General features: G+C 44.1%; 13 protein-coding genes. 6 read left to right on the forward strand and 7 right to left on the reverse strand.

Going from position 1 to position 16,685, the window contains the following annotated elements:
- Positions 1 to 23: 23 nt before the first annotated feature.
- From flxY to AC59JO_RS21455, 7 genes are all read right to left on the reverse strand, one after another.
- A complete protein-coding gene (gene flxY, locus AC59JO_RS21425) occupies positions 24 to 1,325 on the reverse strand; it encodes a flexirubin biosynthesis putative acyl-CoA ligase FlxY (RefSeq protein WP_497307857.1) in 1,302 nt (433 codons plus the stop codon).
- Entirely contained in the window at positions 1,322 to 1,699 is a 378-nt protein-coding gene (acpS, locus tag AC59JO_RS21430) for a holo-ACP synthase (RefSeq protein ID WP_497307859.1), read from the reverse strand. The genes flxY and acpS overlap by 4 nt, the downstream gene beginning before the upstream one ends.
- Positions 1,696 to 3,378 (reverse strand): C45 family autoproteolytic acyltransferase/hydrolase, encoded by a 1,683-nt coding sequence (locus AC59JO_RS21435; protein WP_497307861.1) that lies wholly within the window; start codon positions 3,376 to 3,378, stop codon positions 1,696 to 1,698. Before AC59JO_RS21435 ends, acpS begins: the two co-directional genes overlap by 4 nt.
- Positions 3,371 to 4,885 carry a phytoene desaturase family protein gene (locus AC59JO_RS21440; protein ID WP_497307863.1) on the reverse strand — a complete coding sequence of 505 codons (1,515 nt, stop codon included), beginning with the start codon at positions 4,883 to 4,885 and terminating at the stop codon, positions 3,371 to 3,373. The genes AC59JO_RS21435 and AC59JO_RS21440 overlap by 8 nt, the downstream gene beginning before the upstream one ends.
- On the reverse strand, positions 4,886 to 8,740 hold the full coding sequence (locus AC59JO_RS21445) for a 1-acyl-sn-glycerol-3-phosphate acyltransferase (RefSeq protein WP_497307865.1): 3,855 nt from the start codon (positions 8,738 to 8,740) through the stop codon (positions 4,886 to 4,888). It abuts the gene before it with no gap.
- A 3-nt stretch (positions 8,741 to 8,743) separates the two neighbouring features.
- Positions 8,744 to 9,940, reverse strand: a complete 1,197-nt coding sequence (locus AC59JO_RS21450; protein ID WP_497307867.1) for a DUF2062 domain-containing protein — start codon at positions 9,938 to 9,940, stop codon at positions 8,744 to 8,746.
- 464 nt (positions 9,941 to 10,404) lie between these two features.
- The gene (locus AC59JO_RS21455) at positions 10,405 to 11,010 is read right to left on the reverse strand and encodes a hypothetical protein (RefSeq protein ID WP_497307869.1); all 606 of its coding nucleotides are present in this window, start codon (positions 11,008 to 11,010) and stop codon (positions 10,405 to 10,407) included.
- 106 nt (positions 11,011 to 11,116) lie between these two features.
- Here AC59JO_RS21455 and flxA point away from each other — a divergent pair, with 106 nt between their 5' ends.
- The 6 genes from flxA to AC59JO_RS21485 all read left to right on the forward strand — a co-directional run bounded on the left by flxA (position 11,117) and on the right by AC59JO_RS21485 (position 16,685).
- Positions 11,117 to 12,688: a flexirubin biosynthesis tyrosine ammonia-lyase FlxA gene (gene flxA / locus AC59JO_RS21460; protein ID WP_497307871.1), complete on the forward strand. Its 1,572-nt coding sequence runs from the start codon at positions 11,117 to 11,119 to the stop codon at positions 12,686 to 12,688.
- A 32-nt stretch (positions 12,689 to 12,720) separates the two neighbouring features.
- On the forward strand, positions 12,721 to 13,449 hold the full coding sequence (flxB, locus tag AC59JO_RS21465) for a flexirubin biosynthesis SDR family reductase FlxB (protein WP_497307873.1): 729 nt from the start codon (positions 12,721 to 12,723) through the stop codon (positions 13,447 to 13,449).
- 446 nt (positions 13,450 to 13,895) lie between these two features.
- On the forward strand, positions 13,896 to 15,116 hold the full coding sequence (locus AC59JO_RS21470; protein ID WP_497307875.1) for a beta-ketoacyl-[acyl-carrier-protein] synthase family protein: 1,221 nt from the start codon (positions 13,896 to 13,898) through the stop codon (positions 15,114 to 15,116).
- A gap of 11 nt (positions 15,117 to 15,127) precedes the next feature.
- Entirely contained in the window at positions 15,128 to 15,385 is a 258-nt protein-coding gene (locus tag AC59JO_RS21475) for an acyl carrier protein (RefSeq protein WP_110584161.1), read from the forward strand.
- Positions 15,385 to 16,263 carry a lysophospholipid acyltransferase family protein gene (locus AC59JO_RS21480; RefSeq protein WP_497307877.1) on the forward strand — a complete coding sequence of 293 codons (879 nt, stop codon included), beginning with the start codon at positions 15,385 to 15,387 and terminating at the stop codon, positions 16,261 to 16,263. The genes AC59JO_RS21475 and AC59JO_RS21480 overlap by 1 nt, the downstream gene beginning before the upstream one ends.
- Positions 16,260 to 16,685, forward strand: coding sequence for a hotdog family protein (locus AC59JO_RS21485; protein WP_497307879.1), 426 nt, complete (start codon positions 16,260 to 16,262; stop codon positions 16,683 to 16,685). The genes AC59JO_RS21480 and AC59JO_RS21485 overlap by 4 nt, the downstream gene beginning before the upstream one ends.

Genomic DNA, 16,685 nt, shown 5'->3' on the forward strand with positions numbered 1-16,685 from the left:
ATGCAAAGTTAGCACATAATCACTTACTTTCTTTTATCGATGAACTTAACCGGCTTACGTACCGCCTCAGGGAATTGCAATTTCTGCATTTCATCGTGTTTTAGGTAGGTAATATGTGGGCTCACCCTCAGCCTGGCCTGTAAATTAGCACGGATCTTCCGGTCGCACTCATCGGTATAGCTTACAGGCAGTATGTGCAGCAGCACTTCATCCATTCCTATTTCGTTAGAGTATACTTCGGCCACAAAATCTTTGATCTCTTCCATACCATTCAGCAGATCGAACAATGCCGGCGGGTAAAGGGTTGTCCCTTTAAATTTGATCATCTGCTTTTTACGGCCAACAATAGATGACAGCCTGATACTTGTACGACCGCAGGTACAGGGCTCATCAAAATAATGGCAGATGTCGCCTGTTTTATATCTCAATAACGGCATACCCTCTACACCGAGCGTAGTAATGGTAACCTCGCCCGATTCGCCGGGAGCAACCGGGTTATTATGCTCATCCAATACTTCCACTATTAACAGCTCGGGTTGGTGATGCCCGCCCCTGCCCTCGCCGCACTCGGTAAAAGCGGTTTGCATTTCGGTAGAGGCATAGGTGGAATACAACTTGATATTCCAGGCTTCGGTTATTTTTTGGCCGAGGATATTCAGGCTGAAATCGGTATTGCGGATATTTTCGCCAATACAAACCGCTTTTTTAACCGATGAGGCATTGATATCAATATTATGCTCCTGCGCAAAGTGGATCAGCTTTAAAATGAACGATGGCACCGCTACAATGGCCGTAGGTTTCAGCCTTAAAATGGTTTCCCACTGTAGCGACGGCACACCCGGTCCCAGCCTGATAATACCCGCCCCTATCTTGCGAATGCCCGAATAATAAGCCATTCCCGCCATAAACTGCCTGTCGAGCGTAAGCATCAGTTGGTACAAATCGGCAGGCGAACCATCGGCACAGGTAAAAGAATTATATTCATTATAAGCCAACCGTTCCAAATCATTTTCGGTAAGCGCGATAGTTACCGGGCTACCCAGCGTACCTGATGTAGAACTGTACTCGATGATCCTCCCCTTATCCACGCATAAAAAATCATCATAGCGTTTTTGCAGGTCCTCTTTAGTGGTAGTCGGTATCAACCGCAGATCATCAAGCGTTTTGATCTGGCTAATATCGATATGATGTTTAGCAAAAAGGTCTTTATAAAACGGCGAATTGCGGCTGAGATAGGTCAGTAACTCCTGCAATTTTTGTTCCTGTATGTTAACAACCTCGTGTCTGGGTTGGTATGCTAATGATTTAGGCGGAGATACTATCACTTTTCAATAATTACCACGGCAGATGCCATTGTTTTTAAATGGGTTAATGATACAGAAATTTTCAGTGGGCCGTTGCGGTTGATCACTACGGCGCTTTCGCCAATGGGTTCAAGGCATGGCTTACCGTTTTCGTCATTGCTGATCTCAATTTCGTTAAAAGCGGTATCCTTTAGCCAGCCGGTACCCAGCGCCTTAAAAAAAGCTTCCTTGGCGGCAAAACGGGCGGCATAGTGCTGATACGTGTTGGCTTTACTTTCGCAATAAGTAATCTCATTTGCCGAAAAAACGAGCTCGCGGAAGCCTTGCTCTTTGGCGATGCTGCTTTGCACACGCTCTACTTCTATCATATCAATACCTACCCCGTAAACTGTCATGGACTTAGCTTTTTAGTACATTTTTCAACCTGTTTTTTAATATAATTTTCCTCATTTACAGTGGCAATCACTTTAGTTAAAGCAGTTTTGTAGTAACCGAGGGCTTTTTTATAATCGCGGTGTTTAAACGAGTAATCTCCGGCTATTACGTAAGCATGGTAAAACTGCGGATTGCTTGCTACTACGCTATCCGGATTGATCTCGCCCCCATCAAAAGCTTTTTGTTTCAGTGTGCGGAAAGTTATAAAATCATGATAAGCCTTTGTATTCAAAAACGTATCGGGTTTAATAGTTAGCGTGCTATCTATAATTTCATGATCAGTTTGCATGCCTTTCATGGCAAAGATCTTTTTCAAATCGTAAGCCACAAATTGCCCCAACTGCCATGGCGAAGTTGATACCCAAACCAGCAGCTTTTGAGGCTCAAACACTACCGAGTGATGGGCGATTAATTGGTTCAGCGTTTTTTCATTCCCCATACCAATATCTTCGCCATGCAAGCCCTGGCGGTTACGGAGTATATCCACCGTTTTTTGAACAGTGTTTTTTCCTTCGGCATTCAGCAGTTCCATTAAGCGCTGATATCGATACGGCGATGCGCTGTTGCTCAGTTGCACCAGGTTTTCTTTAGAGTGTGCCAACCCCTTGCTTTGAAAATGATTGGCGCATATAATATAGTTTTGATGCGGATCATATACATCCAGCGTATCAGGTGTTTTTTCGATCACTACGGCTTTATTATCCTCGGCCGAGGCTATCAGGAATGACTCCGACACAAACATTTTGCGCTTCTTAGCTATCGCGATGGCTTCATTGATGTTTTGGGCGTATTGCAAAATTTCGCGGGCAACTAAAGATACCGGAGTAGCCGAACCCGATGGGATATTGGTTTTATCGGCATTAATAGTAACGCTCAGGCCTTTTTCGTTCATGCCGGATACCGCCCCCACAAATCCCCCCCAGGTTATGGTCATAAATTTATGCCCTTCACTTGGGTTGAAGAATGCCACTATCTTATCGTGCGCAAAATTATCGCCCACATAAAAATCAAAGTTGCGGCCAACAATCATGGTACCGTCGGCCGAACGGTCATTCCAGGTACCGAACGAAGTACAGCCAACCAACGCCATGCTCTGTAAAGCATGACCGATATCGTGCGCGGCATGGTAATTCAGGATCCGCTGATAATTGGAGCCTATAAACTGGTATTTATCCGAAGCTGATTTAGAGATACCGTAGATCTCCTCTTTATATTCTTCACTTACGTTTTTCGCCAGATCGCGGTTAAACCAGGCTATGAAATATTTCAGAAACGACAGGTATGATTTTGAGGGAATGATCTTGTTGATCTGATCGGTAAAATAAACCTCCTGGTTTACCACCAGTTCTTTGCTCAGCTTACCGTTAATCACCCCACGTTCAAAAGGCTTACCCTCCACATACATCTCAAATAAACCACTCTTGCTTTTTCTGAACCAGTTATTATTGATGGTATAAAAACCCGGTGAAAGCTCTTTGCGCTGCAATTGCAAACTGGTCAGATCGGCAGGTTTGGGGGGATAATCAATAGCTACGCAATACAGGTAAATAAAGCCAATCAGCAGCAACCCTACAAAAACAAGACCAGTGTACAGTAATCTCTTCCCGAACTTTTTCCAGCTAAATTTCCTGTTACGCATTTCTTATTTTATCTATCAGTTCATCATTGCCCAGCAAGGCGCAACAGGTTACTATCCCGCTCATAGCAGCACCTAAAATACCATGTAAATTAAGGTTTTGCCCGGTAAAGTACAAGTTGGGTAATTTGGTGCGCGGCGAAATGAATGTTTTCAGCGGGTGTTTATAGTCTTTGGCAATGCCATAAAGCGAGCCATCTTCATTACCAATATAATCGCGGTATGAAAGTGGTGTGGCTGTATAGTAAGAATAAACCTGCTCCCGCAAACCCGGAAACTTCAGCTCCACATCATCCAGTAATACTTCGGCTTTGCGCTTTTTGAATTGCTCATAGGTTTCGCCGCGGTAAGCTTCGTCAGATACCGTATTGAACGTATCCTCCCAGGGCTTCACCTCTTCATAACGCATATAGGCCAGTATGGTCATACCATCGGCATATTCTTTATTTTTTGACGAGGGTGTCATGAACACGGCATAGCCCAGCGGCCAGTTTTCCTGCGTGTAGTCGGCCATGTGCCATACCTGCCCGTCTTTAAAACTGTAAACGTTATGGCTGAAATATTTAAAAGAATCTTTTTTAAATACAATATTGATGGTGAATGACGACACCGAGTTTTCCAGGCTTTTCAACCTGTTGCGGTATACGTTTTTTATCATGGATGAATCCGTCATTTCCAGCGTTTTTACCGGGTGAATGTTGGATATAAAATGACCGGCATACAGCTTTTCGCCATGTTGCAGTTCAACGTATGATATTTTTCCATCCTGCTCCACCAGTTTTTTCACGGCTTTATTACGGATGATAACGCCTCCCCTTTCGCGGATATTGCGGGCTATCAGTTTGGCAATCTGCGAACCGCCGTCAACACATTTCCATGAGCTTTCAATATAACTATTGAGGATCAGCGCATGCACATACAACGGTGTTTTATCGGCCTGTCCGGCGTATAAAGAGTTATTGCCGGCCAGTACCTGCTGCAGTTTTTTATTACTGGTGATAGATGCCAGGAAGGCTTCGGTATCCACCTCCAGCACATCGGCCTTTTCATAAAAATCATCCGACGAGCGCAAATTATACAACGGGAATTTATCGCAAACCTCTTTCAGCTTGTCGCAATAAGCACGCAAGGCAGGCTCTTCATCCGGAAAATAAACCAGTAATTGTTTGATGAAATTTTCATAGCCCTGCGCCTGCGGATACTCCACCGGGTCGTTATCGATCATGATCTTATCAAAGGCGTCCGGACTTTGCTTTTCAAGTTTCAGGTTATCAATAATATCGATGTATTTAAAAATTTGGTATAAATTCTGCCCTTTGTCGAGCCCGCCCAAATAATGTACCCCCGAATCAAAGATCACCCTATCGCGCACGTAGGTTTGCAGCGAACCGCCAAGCTGCTTGTTCTTTTCAACAACACAAACCCGGTAACCTTCGCGACCAAGCATATCGGCGCAAACCAAACCGCCCATACCGCTACCAATGATCAATACATCAAACTTATCGTCCATTTAGTCCTGCTTCCCTTCTTTTCTGATCACAAAAATAATATTTGAGGTATACCGGCTATCATCAATTTGAGTACATGACATACCCTGCTCGGCGGCCAATTCCCGGAGTACTTTACCCGAAATGAACGACAGGCCTTTTTTGCCCGTTTTATTAAAGCCCAGCAAACGGGTGGAGAAAAGCTCGGTTAAAGCTGTACCTTTTTGCCTTTGCTGCAGATCGGCATCGCCGTCGCGGATAATGAGTATACCAGCAGGGTTTAAATTAGCGATACATTTCTCTATCAACTGCTTTTGCTCTTCAGGTTGCAAATAGTGCAGCATATCGGCTATGATGATGGCATCATATTGCTGCATTTCAAAGGCAAGCGCATCGGCATAAACAAAATTGATCTCAGCCGTTTTACTGAAGCAATTGTTGGCTACTTCTATCTTTTCCTCATCATAATCAACCCCGGTAAACTCACGCCCCGGCGCTGCAAAATGCAGCATGTAAGGCATAAAGCCATAGCCACAACCCAAATCAAGCATTTTACCTTGTTTGGGCAGCAGATCGTGAAATACCTGGTAATTTTTTTCGAGCCGCAGCTTAATGCGCATGTACCATTCCAGTACCGGGCCTTTGTACAGGTAGTTATAAAACAGCTGCTCTTTAAAGTAAGCAGGCTGCTCAATTTCGACACTTAGCTTTTGGTATTCTTCTTTAAAATACCGGCTGATGTTTTTGGTGCGTTCGGCATAGCCTGTACCAAATGCTGCATCGTTGGGCGTAATCCGAGGCAGATATTTTATAGTTACTGTACCATTTTTTAGCAGAAAATCGCCTTTGGTCATGTTATAGCCTGTGCCGTGCAGCATAATCGGCACAATATCCATCCCTAATTGCTCTGTCAAAAAGAATGCTCCTTTATGAAAGCGTTTCATTTTACCGTCGGGAGATCGGCTACCTTCAGGGAAGATGACCATCGAATAACCCTGCTTTACTTTTTCGGCCAGTTCATCAATATTCTGCTCCACACCCTCGGCCACCGGGAAGTACCCGGCCATGCGCACCACAGCCCCGAATACCGGCGAGTTCCATACCCAGTGATTGGTAAACAAAATGAGCTTTGGATGCTGCATGATCAGCACCAGGATATCCAAAAACGATTGGTGGTTACTGATCACCACGGCTGGTTTTTCAAACTTATCTTTATCCACCACACGCTTACGCAGGTTGGGCATAATGTACATCATCGACCAACAAAACTTCGACAGGATAGCATGGTAAACATATTTACTCCGCTCACCCTTAAACGAATTAAGCTTGATCAAAACCAAACCAATCAGGCTTGACAACAGGCAGCCGCTCACAAAATATGTAAAAGCAAATACCGAGATCGCAAAGCCGCTCAACGTCCACGGGAAGCGCCTATTGTTCACCCTGTTCCTGATCAGCAGGTTAAATAAAAACGGGATCAGTATCTGGGCCATTACCACCACGCAAACTATCCCGATGATGGAGATCAAGGCGATGGAACGCAATGCCGGGTGTTTAGCAAATATCAGCACACCCAAACCTACCACCGTGGTAATGGCCGACAAGAATATAGATGATTTGTACGACGACAGGTTTTTCTTGCCGGTTTTATATTCCTGCAGCAGCCCATCCATAATAAACAGGCTATAGTCATCGCCCAAACCAAATATCAGGGCTGATATAATGATGTTTACGATATTGAACTGGATACCAAGCAAACCCATCAACCCCAAAATCCAGATCCAGGAAATAAACATCGGGATAAAAGAAACCAACGTAAGTTCGATACGCCCGTAAGTAAGCAGCAATACCGAAAACACTAATAGCGACGACATCACCGCGATACTCGTAAAATCATTATTGATGATACCTACAAAACGATTAGTTAGGTATTGCTTATCAACAACGGTAACATTTGCCGAATTTTCGAACAGGCTATACAATTTGGCTTTATCCCCCTGGGCTATTTTTACCAGTGTAATAACACCCGCCCGGCCCGGTCGCTCGGTAATGTAATCGTCCAGCAAACTTTTACGGATGCCTGCCATTTCATCCTGCCCAACCGGTTTAAAGTTTTTGTTGATGAGCTCCTGAAAATGATCAAACGCAGAGGGCTTGAAGCCCTGGGCTTCGCCTTCTTTAAGCAAAACAGCCATCAACTGCTGTTTTTTTGCAGGTGTCCAGTAGTTATTCCACCGGGCTATGCGGGCTTTTTGCAGCGAGTCGGAAATGATGAGCGATGATACTCCCGAGTATTTTTTAACGATATTTTTTCCCTTTAGCGAGTCAATCTGAGCCGATAATTTTTCGTTAGTCCGAAGCGCATCATCAAGCGTTTTGCCTTCGGCAAGGAAATAAACCGATTGAAGCGCATATTTGTTAATTGCGTTCAGTTTAGCTTCGGATGCTTTGAGCTTGTCGGTCATGAAATTCATGCGGTTCATATCCGTTTCAAAACTCACGTTCCGGGCGGTATAGCTAAATACCACAGTGAGAATAACAATAGCCGAAATAATGAATTTATTATACTCAGGGTTATAGGCTGATAATTTATCAATCCACGATAGCTGGGCTGTATGCTGATCCTGTTCTTTTTTAGAGGCAATAAAATGCGGCAGGAACACCAGAGAGCAAAACGAAGCGCCGATTAAACTAAAGGCAGCAAACAGACCAAGGTCTTTCAACATTTCCGACTTCACAAACTCCAGGCAAAGGAAACCACCAATGGTTGTAAAACTCCCCACGGTAAGCGGCATAGCCAGATCGCGGATCACCTGTTCAATACTACGGGTATGGCGGTAATGATTAAACACATGCAGCGAATAATTAACCGCGATGCCCAGTACCACCGAGCCTGTGCCCAGGGCAATAACAGAAATGCTGCCTTTCACAAAATAAACTACGGCCAACGAAAACAATGCACCAAACAAAACCGGCACCAGGATCACAACCGGCGCTCGCTTTTTCCTGAAATAAAATCCCAGGAAAACAATCAGGAACACTACCGTAATCCCCTGCGTAAACATCGAATCCCGGCGCAATTGCAGGGCGTTGCCAACTGATACCGCTGTGGTACCAAAGTAACTGCAATTGATGATCTTGAAATTTTTAGCCTGCAGACTATCAATAACCTGATCAATGCCTTTAAGCATTACAGCGTTCTCGCCGGTGTTATTGGGCGAATATTTTGGCGTGATAAACAACAGCAGGTTCTTATGATCTTTGGTCATCACGTAGCTATCGTACAGTTCAAAATTTTCGTCGTATTGCAGCTGTTGTAATTTTTTGAGACCGAGGTATGAGATGCCAACCGGGTCACTGCTGATCATGCTTTTCAGCGCAAGCCCGGCGGGCGAGGTTAGCGTGCGCAAATTGCGGGCAAGGGTTTCTTTTACCTGATCCGGGCGGATAAGTGTATCGATATTCAGGTAATCACGCTCGTTCAGGTAAATGGGCAGGCTTTTATTAATAGTGCCAAACAGTTCCAACACCAGGCCGTCATCAATCTTCGCATTGATCTTACTAATATATCCAGGTAATTTTTGCTGAACTGTTTCGGTAAAATTATCGGCAAAAGCTATCAGGCTATCGGGCTGCTGCTGCGTGGAATCTTTGAGCGATACCATCACCACCAGCTTATCCACAAATTTGGAGTTCTGGAAAATGTAGTTAAGTTTTTCGATCTTCTTATCTTTGGGAAGTACCTTGGAGATATCCTCCTCAAACCTTATCCGCGAAGCAAAAAAACTTATAAGCACAAAGCTTAACGCAAACACGGTATAAAACAGTGGCTTGCGGGCATTGAAATAATTATAGATGCCTACCAGGATTTTTTCCATGAATTACAGCGCGGGGACAGGCCTCCGCTTAAACAGCTTTAGTAACGCAAAAGTGAGCAATCCTGCTATAATACCTGCAAAAATTGCCAGCGAAATGCTGCCGTAAAGATATTGTTCCAAATGCTCGCCAATGGATTTGAGTGAAATTTTATCCAGGGGAATATCCACATCCTTGCCGCCCATCCAGAGGCTGCCGGTTTTGTAACTCAAAAAAATGATCACCGGGATCATGGGCGCTACGCTGATATGCGCCGCCGTAACCACTATGGCCTTATTGAGCCTAAACAAGAATGCCAGCGAAATAGCCACCAGCAACTGGAAACCCCAAATGGGCACAATCCCCATAAAAACACCAAAGGCTACAGATTTAGCTTTAAGCTGTGGCGAGTGTTCAGGGTTAAAGAACAGGTTTTTGAGCATCTGCTTCGCTTTTTTTTTATCAAAAAGCGTCCTGAAAAAATCGCGGGGCTTGATGTAGGCGAAAGTTATAATCACCAATATGGTGTTAAGCACACTGATGCGCGAAAAATCCTGAAAAGGGCGAAAATGCGATACCCGGGTTTCTTTCGGGGCGTAATAAACCGTAACCGGTACCCAATCAATCTTAATACCTTTCCATGCCGCACGAACGATCACCTCTATTTCAAACTCGTATTTACGGGTAACATATTTGGTGTTTTTGAGCAGGTGAATTGGATACAAGCGGTAGCCCGATTGTGTATCCGGACATTTAATACCTGTTTCCACCCAAAACCAAAAATTAGAAAATTTGTGCCCAAAACTGCTTTTGCCCGGCACAGATGATTGCTCCATATTACGCGAACCAATGATCAGTGAATCCGGTTCCTGTTCCAGCTTTTCTATAAAAGCGGGCAGGTCGGCTGCAAAATGCTGCCCGTCCGAATCGATGGTAATGGCGTGTTGATAACCCAGCTCGATAGCAAACTCAAAAGCTTTGCGTAGGGCCCAGCCTTTGCCTACATTTTGGGTATAGCTTACAGATTGAATTTGCGGAAATGACTGGATAATGGCTTGCGTGCTATCGGTCGAGCCGTCGTTTACAACAATAACCTGGGTGGTATAAGCCAAAACATCAGTAATAACAGCGGCCAACGTGCCAGCGTTATTATAGGTGGGTATAATAACGCATACCTGTAATTGTTTAAACTTTGCCTGTATCATTTGTAAGTTATCCGTCATATATCAATCGCACGTACCGGCTTCAGTCCAGGTTTTTATCAAATGGGGTTTATGGGTTTACGTTTAATGCTTTACAAAGTTATTGTTTCAGGTTAAATTAAACGTTAAATTTTTGTGTGGAAGTTATAAATCATGTCATTGCGAGGAGCCAACCGGCTTAGCGTGCCGGACGCGACGTGGCAATCGCATGCTATACACGGCGGGTACGCTTCCTTAGCTCAAGTTTTGCGGGATGGCAAACGAGCATGGGGTAACTTGGGCTTGCCGATTCACAAGTCCGCCTGCACCATCCTGCACACAAGACTTGCGCCAAGGGGTGGGTTTACGTTTAATGCTTTACAAAGTTATTGTTTCGGGTTAAATTAAACGTTAAATTTTTATGTGGATGTAAAGTATTACTTCATCAAGATTGATAGCGTGGCAGCCATACAGAAGCACACCCAATATGCATATACGCAATTTATTTAACTATGACTTGCCGATAACATAGTAAGCGCAAACCATGTTCCGAAATAAATTACAGAAATTAAATAGTCAGTCCCTGTTGGCTTTTTGTTTTCAATCAAATCGCCATCCTCGCCTTTGGCGGGAGAAACAAACTCCCGGTGTAGTATATTAACACTATAATATCTTAACGCTTGAAAAAGAAATAATAATGGAAGCGTATTGGCAAGTAATCCTGATGGATTTCCAATCATTTGAAATTCAGACGGGCCTTTAAAACATAAAAAAAGTATAAAATGCATCACTCCGAAACATAACCAAATCAGGTAAAATCTAAAGTTTCTCAGTGACACATAAAGAAAAAACAAGAAACACAACTGAGGCACTGCAGCATAAAAAATGATTGCGTCTCTTCTAAATGATAAATTTAAAACCAATCGAGACATCGCAATGACTACCGTTATCAGCGCATAAATCACAACAATAACAACCTCCCAAGCTTTGAGGGTTTCGTATCGAATAAATGGTTTGGGAGTTTTAGGCGCTTTCATTAAGTAATAAGCGGTGTTATCAAAACTATTATTTTTTTCAATTATAAATAACAAATAGCTTTTAATAGGCTTCACAATACCCACCGGCCGGAGGCCGTTTAATAATTGCCACTCGCCCGAGGCAAAGCGGCGGCTGTGCTATTTTCAAATCCGAACATTTACCTTATTTTCGCCCTGATTTGTGGAAACCTTATTAAATAAAACTACTGTGCCCATACTACCGGTTGGAGGAAAAACCCTTACGCTGGATGATTTTTACCAGGTAATTTTTAAAAACACTACCGTTGTTCCTGATGAACAGGCGCTCGAAAAGGTAGAAGCCAGCTTTAATTTTCTTGGCAGTTTTTCATCCAATAAGTTAATTTATGGTATCAATACCGGCTTCGGCCCGATGGCGCAATATAAGGTGAGCGATGAAAACCGGTTGCAATTACAGTACAACCTCATCCGCAGCCATGCCTCAGGTGGCGGTAATTTGATGCAACCACAACTGGTAAAAGCCTTAATGCTTGCCCGGCTCAACAGCTTTATGCAGGCGCACTCTGGTGTACATCCCGAACTGGTAAACCTCCTTGCTGAACTTATTAACAAAAACGTTTATCCCTGCATATTTGAACACGGCGGCGTAGGTGCCAGCGGCGACCTCGTACAATTAGCCCATCTGGCATTAGTTTTAATAGGCGAAGGTGAAGTTATCTATAACAACGAGATACAACCTACGGCCAAAGTTTTTGAACAGTTGAACATCAAGCCATTGCAAATCCAGATCCGTGAAGGCCTGGCCATCATCAATGGTACCTCGGCTATGACGGGGGTTGGTTTGCTGAATATCATCCGCGCTAAAAAGCTATTGGGCTGGTCAGTGATGCTATCTGCCATGATCAACGAGGTGGTAGGTGCTTTTGATGATCATTACTCGCACGAGCTGAATAAGGTAAAACACCATACAGGGCAAAATGCTGTTGCAGCACAGCTAAGAGAAATCCTGAAGGATAGTCAAATGACCCGCAGCCGCTCCGAGCATTTATACAATCCCGAAAACATCGATCAGGAAGTATTTGAGGATAAGGTGCAGGAATATTATTCGCTCCGTTGTGTTACGCAGATCCTAGGTCCGGTGTATGATACCATCGCCCGGGCCGAGCATGTAGTTGTAGACGAGCTTAACTCGGTAAACGACAACCCGGTTATCGATCACGAAAATCATAACATCTTTCACGGTGGTAATTTTCATGGCGATTATGTATCGCTGGAGATGGATAAACTGAAGATAGCTGTTACCCGGTTATCCATGCTATCCGAAAGGCAACTGAATTATCTGCTGAATGATAAGCTGAACCAAAAATTTCCGCCGTTTTTAAACATGGGAGTGCTTGGTTTTAACTTCGGGATGCAGGGAATGCAGTTTACAGCTACCTCGACAGTTGCTGAAAATCAAACCCTTTCGTACCCGATGTACGTACACAGCATCCCGAACAATAATGATAATCAAGACATTGTAAGCATGGGCTGCAACGCGGCATTGTTAACCAAAAAAGTGATCGATAACAGCTTTGAGGTGCTGGCTATCCAGGCCATGACCCTGCTGCAGGCGGTCGATTATCTTGATTGTGCAAACAAGTTATCTACCCCAACCAACAAAGTTTATACCGACTTAAGGCGGATATTCCCTACATTTATTGAGGACAAACCCAAGTACCAGGATCTGCAACAAGTGAAAGCTTATTTTGAAACGGCCGAACTTATTTCCTGAATTGTTAAACCTTTTAATACCAAAAATATCATATGAAATGTGCATTAGTAACCGGCGGCTCAAGAGGAATTGGCAGGGCCATTTGCTACAAAATGGCCGATATGGGTTATTATGTACTTATTAATTACAAAGGCAATATCGACGAAGCAGAGAACACCCTCGCTCAGATCAAAACCAACGGAGGCGACGGTGAACTGTTGCAATTTAATGTAGCCGATAAAAATGATATCCAGCAAAAATTAGGTAACTGGATAGAAACCAATACCGAAAAGTACATTGAAGTTTTGATAAACAATGCCGGCGTTAAAGACGATGGCCTGATGATGTGGATGACCGACCAACAATGGGATGGCGTGCTGAACACCAGCTTGAGCGGGTTCTTTTACGTTACCCGTTTGGTGCTTAACAGTATGCTGGTGAAAAAATACGGCCGCATTGTTAACGTGGTTTCGCTTTCGGGATTGAAAGGCTTGCCGGGGCAGGTAAATTACTCGGCGGCCAAAGCCGGGGTTATTGGTGCTACCAAGGCTTTAGCCCAGGAGGTTGGTCGCAGGGGAATTACAGTAAATGCTGTGGCTCCGGGATTCATAGCAACAGACATGACTGCCGGTCTTGATGAGAAGGAATTGAAAGCGATGGTACCTCTAAAAAGGTTCGGCACTCCGGAAGAAGTTGCCCATGCTGTAGGCTTTCTGGCCTCTCCGGAAGCGGCTTATATTACAGCAGAGGTGCTTTCGATAAATGGGGGCCTGTATTCCTAACCCAATCGCCGCCGCTCGGCTCCAGCCGAGTGACAACTATCAAGCGACCTCTGGCCTCCGAAGAAAAAAGAAATTCCAAACCTTGCGCTCGTTTGCAACGAGCGCTTAAACTGGGATAGCGTTTAAAACGCGATACAGGCGATACAATCGCTAAAACATATTAAGCACACGTTGAAACGTGCGCAAGAAGATAAGAAGGCCAGAGGCCTGGAAATAATTACCACTCGGCTGGAGCCGAGCGGCGGCAAATCTTATTTGCCGGTAACAAACACAAGAGTATTTAACTCTTAATATAAACTTAATTATAAGCTATTAAGATACAGGTATTTTAAAGGCCGAAATTTGAAACATTAAAGAACCGATATACATACAAAAACCATAAAGTTCTATTTTTTTGTATTTTTATCATATTTTGTTGACTATGTACTATCAGTTTTTGCTCAGATATGAATAGGGTTGTGATAACAGGGATGGGGATCTATTCGTGTATTGGGAAAAATCTTGATGAAGTTAAGGAGTCCCTTTATGCCGGCAGGTCGGGCATTGTATATGATGCTATCCGTAAAGATTTTGGTTACCGCTCGGGCCTTACCGGTGCGGTTGAAAAGCCCAACCTGAAAGGTACGCTTGATCGCCGGGCGCGCATTATGCTCCCCGAGCAGGGTGAATACGCCTACATAGCTACTGTAGAAGCATTGCAACAAGCTGGTATCGATGCCGATTATATCGCTCAAACCGATGTGGGCATTTTATATGGTAACGACAGTACCGCCAAAGCAGTTATTGAAACCACTGATATTATCCGTGAAAAAAAAGACACCATGCTTATCGGCTCGGGAGCGGTTTTTCAAACCATGAACTCAACCGTTACCATGAACCTGGCTACCATATTCAAGCTTCGCGGTGTTAACTTCACTATCAGTGCAGCTTGCGCCAGTGGTTCGCATTCGATAGGCATGGGCTACCACCTCATCAAAAGCGGCATGCAGGACTGTATTATTTGTGGCGGCGCACAGGAACTGAGCCATTATTCCATGGGCAGTTTTGATGCGCTTTCGGCGTTTTCTGTACATGAAGCCGATCCGGCTAAAGCCTCCCGACCATTTGATCGTGACCGTGATGGATTGGTGCCAAGCGGCGGTGCAGCTACCGTGATCCTGGAAAGTTTGGATTCGGCGCTGAAAAGAGGCGCGACTATTTTGGGCGAGGTTGTTGGTTACGGCTTTTCTTCAAACGGAGGGCATATCTCAAACCCAACGGTTGAAGGCCCGGTGCGTTCACTTAATATGGCGCTTAAAGATGCGGGGATACAAGCATCCGAAATTGATTATATCAACGCCCACGCTACCTCTACCCCTGCCGGTGATGCCAGCGAGGCTAAAGCTATTGACGAGGTTTTTGGCAATTATAAGCCTCTGGTAAGCTCAACAAAATCCATGACCGGCCATGAATGCTGGATGGCAGGCGCAAGCGAGATCGTTTATTCAATGCTGATGATGCAAAACTCGTTCGTGGCACCAAACATTAATTTTGAAAACCCCGATGAAGATTCGGCGAAGCTTAACATCGCTACCGAAACCGTCGGGAAAAATATAGATACATTTCTGTCAAACTCGTTTGGGTTTGGCGGCACCAATTCGTCCCTGATTATTAAAAAATATATTTAAACTAAGCCGTTATGCAAATTGAAGAGATCATTGAAAGAATCAACAGCTTCCTTGCCGAAGAATTTGAGGTTGATGCAGATAAAATGGTGCCCACAGCAAATCTGAAAGAAACCCTCGACCTGGATAGCCTTGATTATATTGACCTTGTTGTAGTGATTGAAAGCAACTTTGGGTTCAAAGTAAAGCCAGAGGATTTTACGGGTATTGTTACCTTCCAGGATTTTTACGACTACGTACTATCGCGCGTACAACCTAAGGAGCTTGCCTAATGCCCGCCTGGCAGGGAAAATCAAAAGGCAACACCCTTGGCTACCGCATTTTTGTAAGCGTTTTAAAAACAGCTGGCGTATTGCCCGCTTATTTTATGCTGAGGTTTGTGGCGCTTTACTATTTCCTGTTTTCGTGGCAAACATCAAAAGGCACTTACTACTATTTCCATAAGCGGCTCGGTTTCGGCAAGGTAAAATCAATATTTAAACTGTACCGTAATTATTACCTTTTCGGGAAAAGTATTATTGATAAGGTAGTGATCATGTCGGGCATCCCCAATAAGTTCACTTTTAATTTTGACGGGATAGATAACCTGCGGCAGATTGCTGCCATGAACAAGGGCGGGTTGCTCCTTAGCTCGCATATAGGCAGCTGGGAAATAGCAGGCGAACTGCTTGATCATATCAATACCCGCATTAACATTGTGATGTTTGATGGCGAGGATAAGCAGATTAAGCAATACATGGATTCGGTAACCGGCGAGCGGAAAATAAATATCATTGTAATCAAAAATGACCTGTCGCACATATTTAAAATCAACGCGGCTTTCCAGAACAATGAGCTGGTTTGCATGCATGCCGACAGGTATATCGAAGGCAATAAAACCATAACAAGGGAGTTTTTAGGTGAGGATGCGAAATTCCCGGCAGGGCCTTTCGTCATGGCCGAAAAATTTAAAGTCCCGGTAACATTTGTTTATGCCTTAAAGGAAAGCGCACTGCATTATCATTTTTTTGCCAGCCCGGTAAAAGATTATTCGGACCTGGGCAGAGGCAAGGGTATGGAACAACTGGCAGACGATTTTATTATCAGCTTTGAGAACAAGGTAAAAACGTATCCCGAACAGTGGTACAACTATTATAATTTTTGGCAATGACCTTACCAACACAGGATATTTTAGCATTGATCCCGCAGCGACCGCCGTTTGTAATGGTTGATACGCTGGTATCGGCATCAGAAGATATTATGCGTACTACGCTGTTGGTATTGCCCGAAAATGTTTTGGTAAGCGAGGGAGAACTAAGCGAAGCAGGCCTGACAGAAAACATAGCTCAAACGGCAGCGGCAGGTGCCGGATATGCCGCTCAGCAATTGGGCAAACCTGTGCAGCCTGGCTTTATTGGCGGAGTAAAAAATCTGGAAGTATTTGCCTTACCAAAGGTTGGCGACACTATTGAAACCGAAGTAAAAATGGAAAACCAGGTTTTCGATGTAACTATCATTAAAGGAAAAATTATCAGCAAGGGCAATACATTGGCCCAATGCGAAATGAAAATATTTATACAACCCCAACAATAA

Source organism: Mucilaginibacter sp. A5337 (assembly GCF_059690695.1).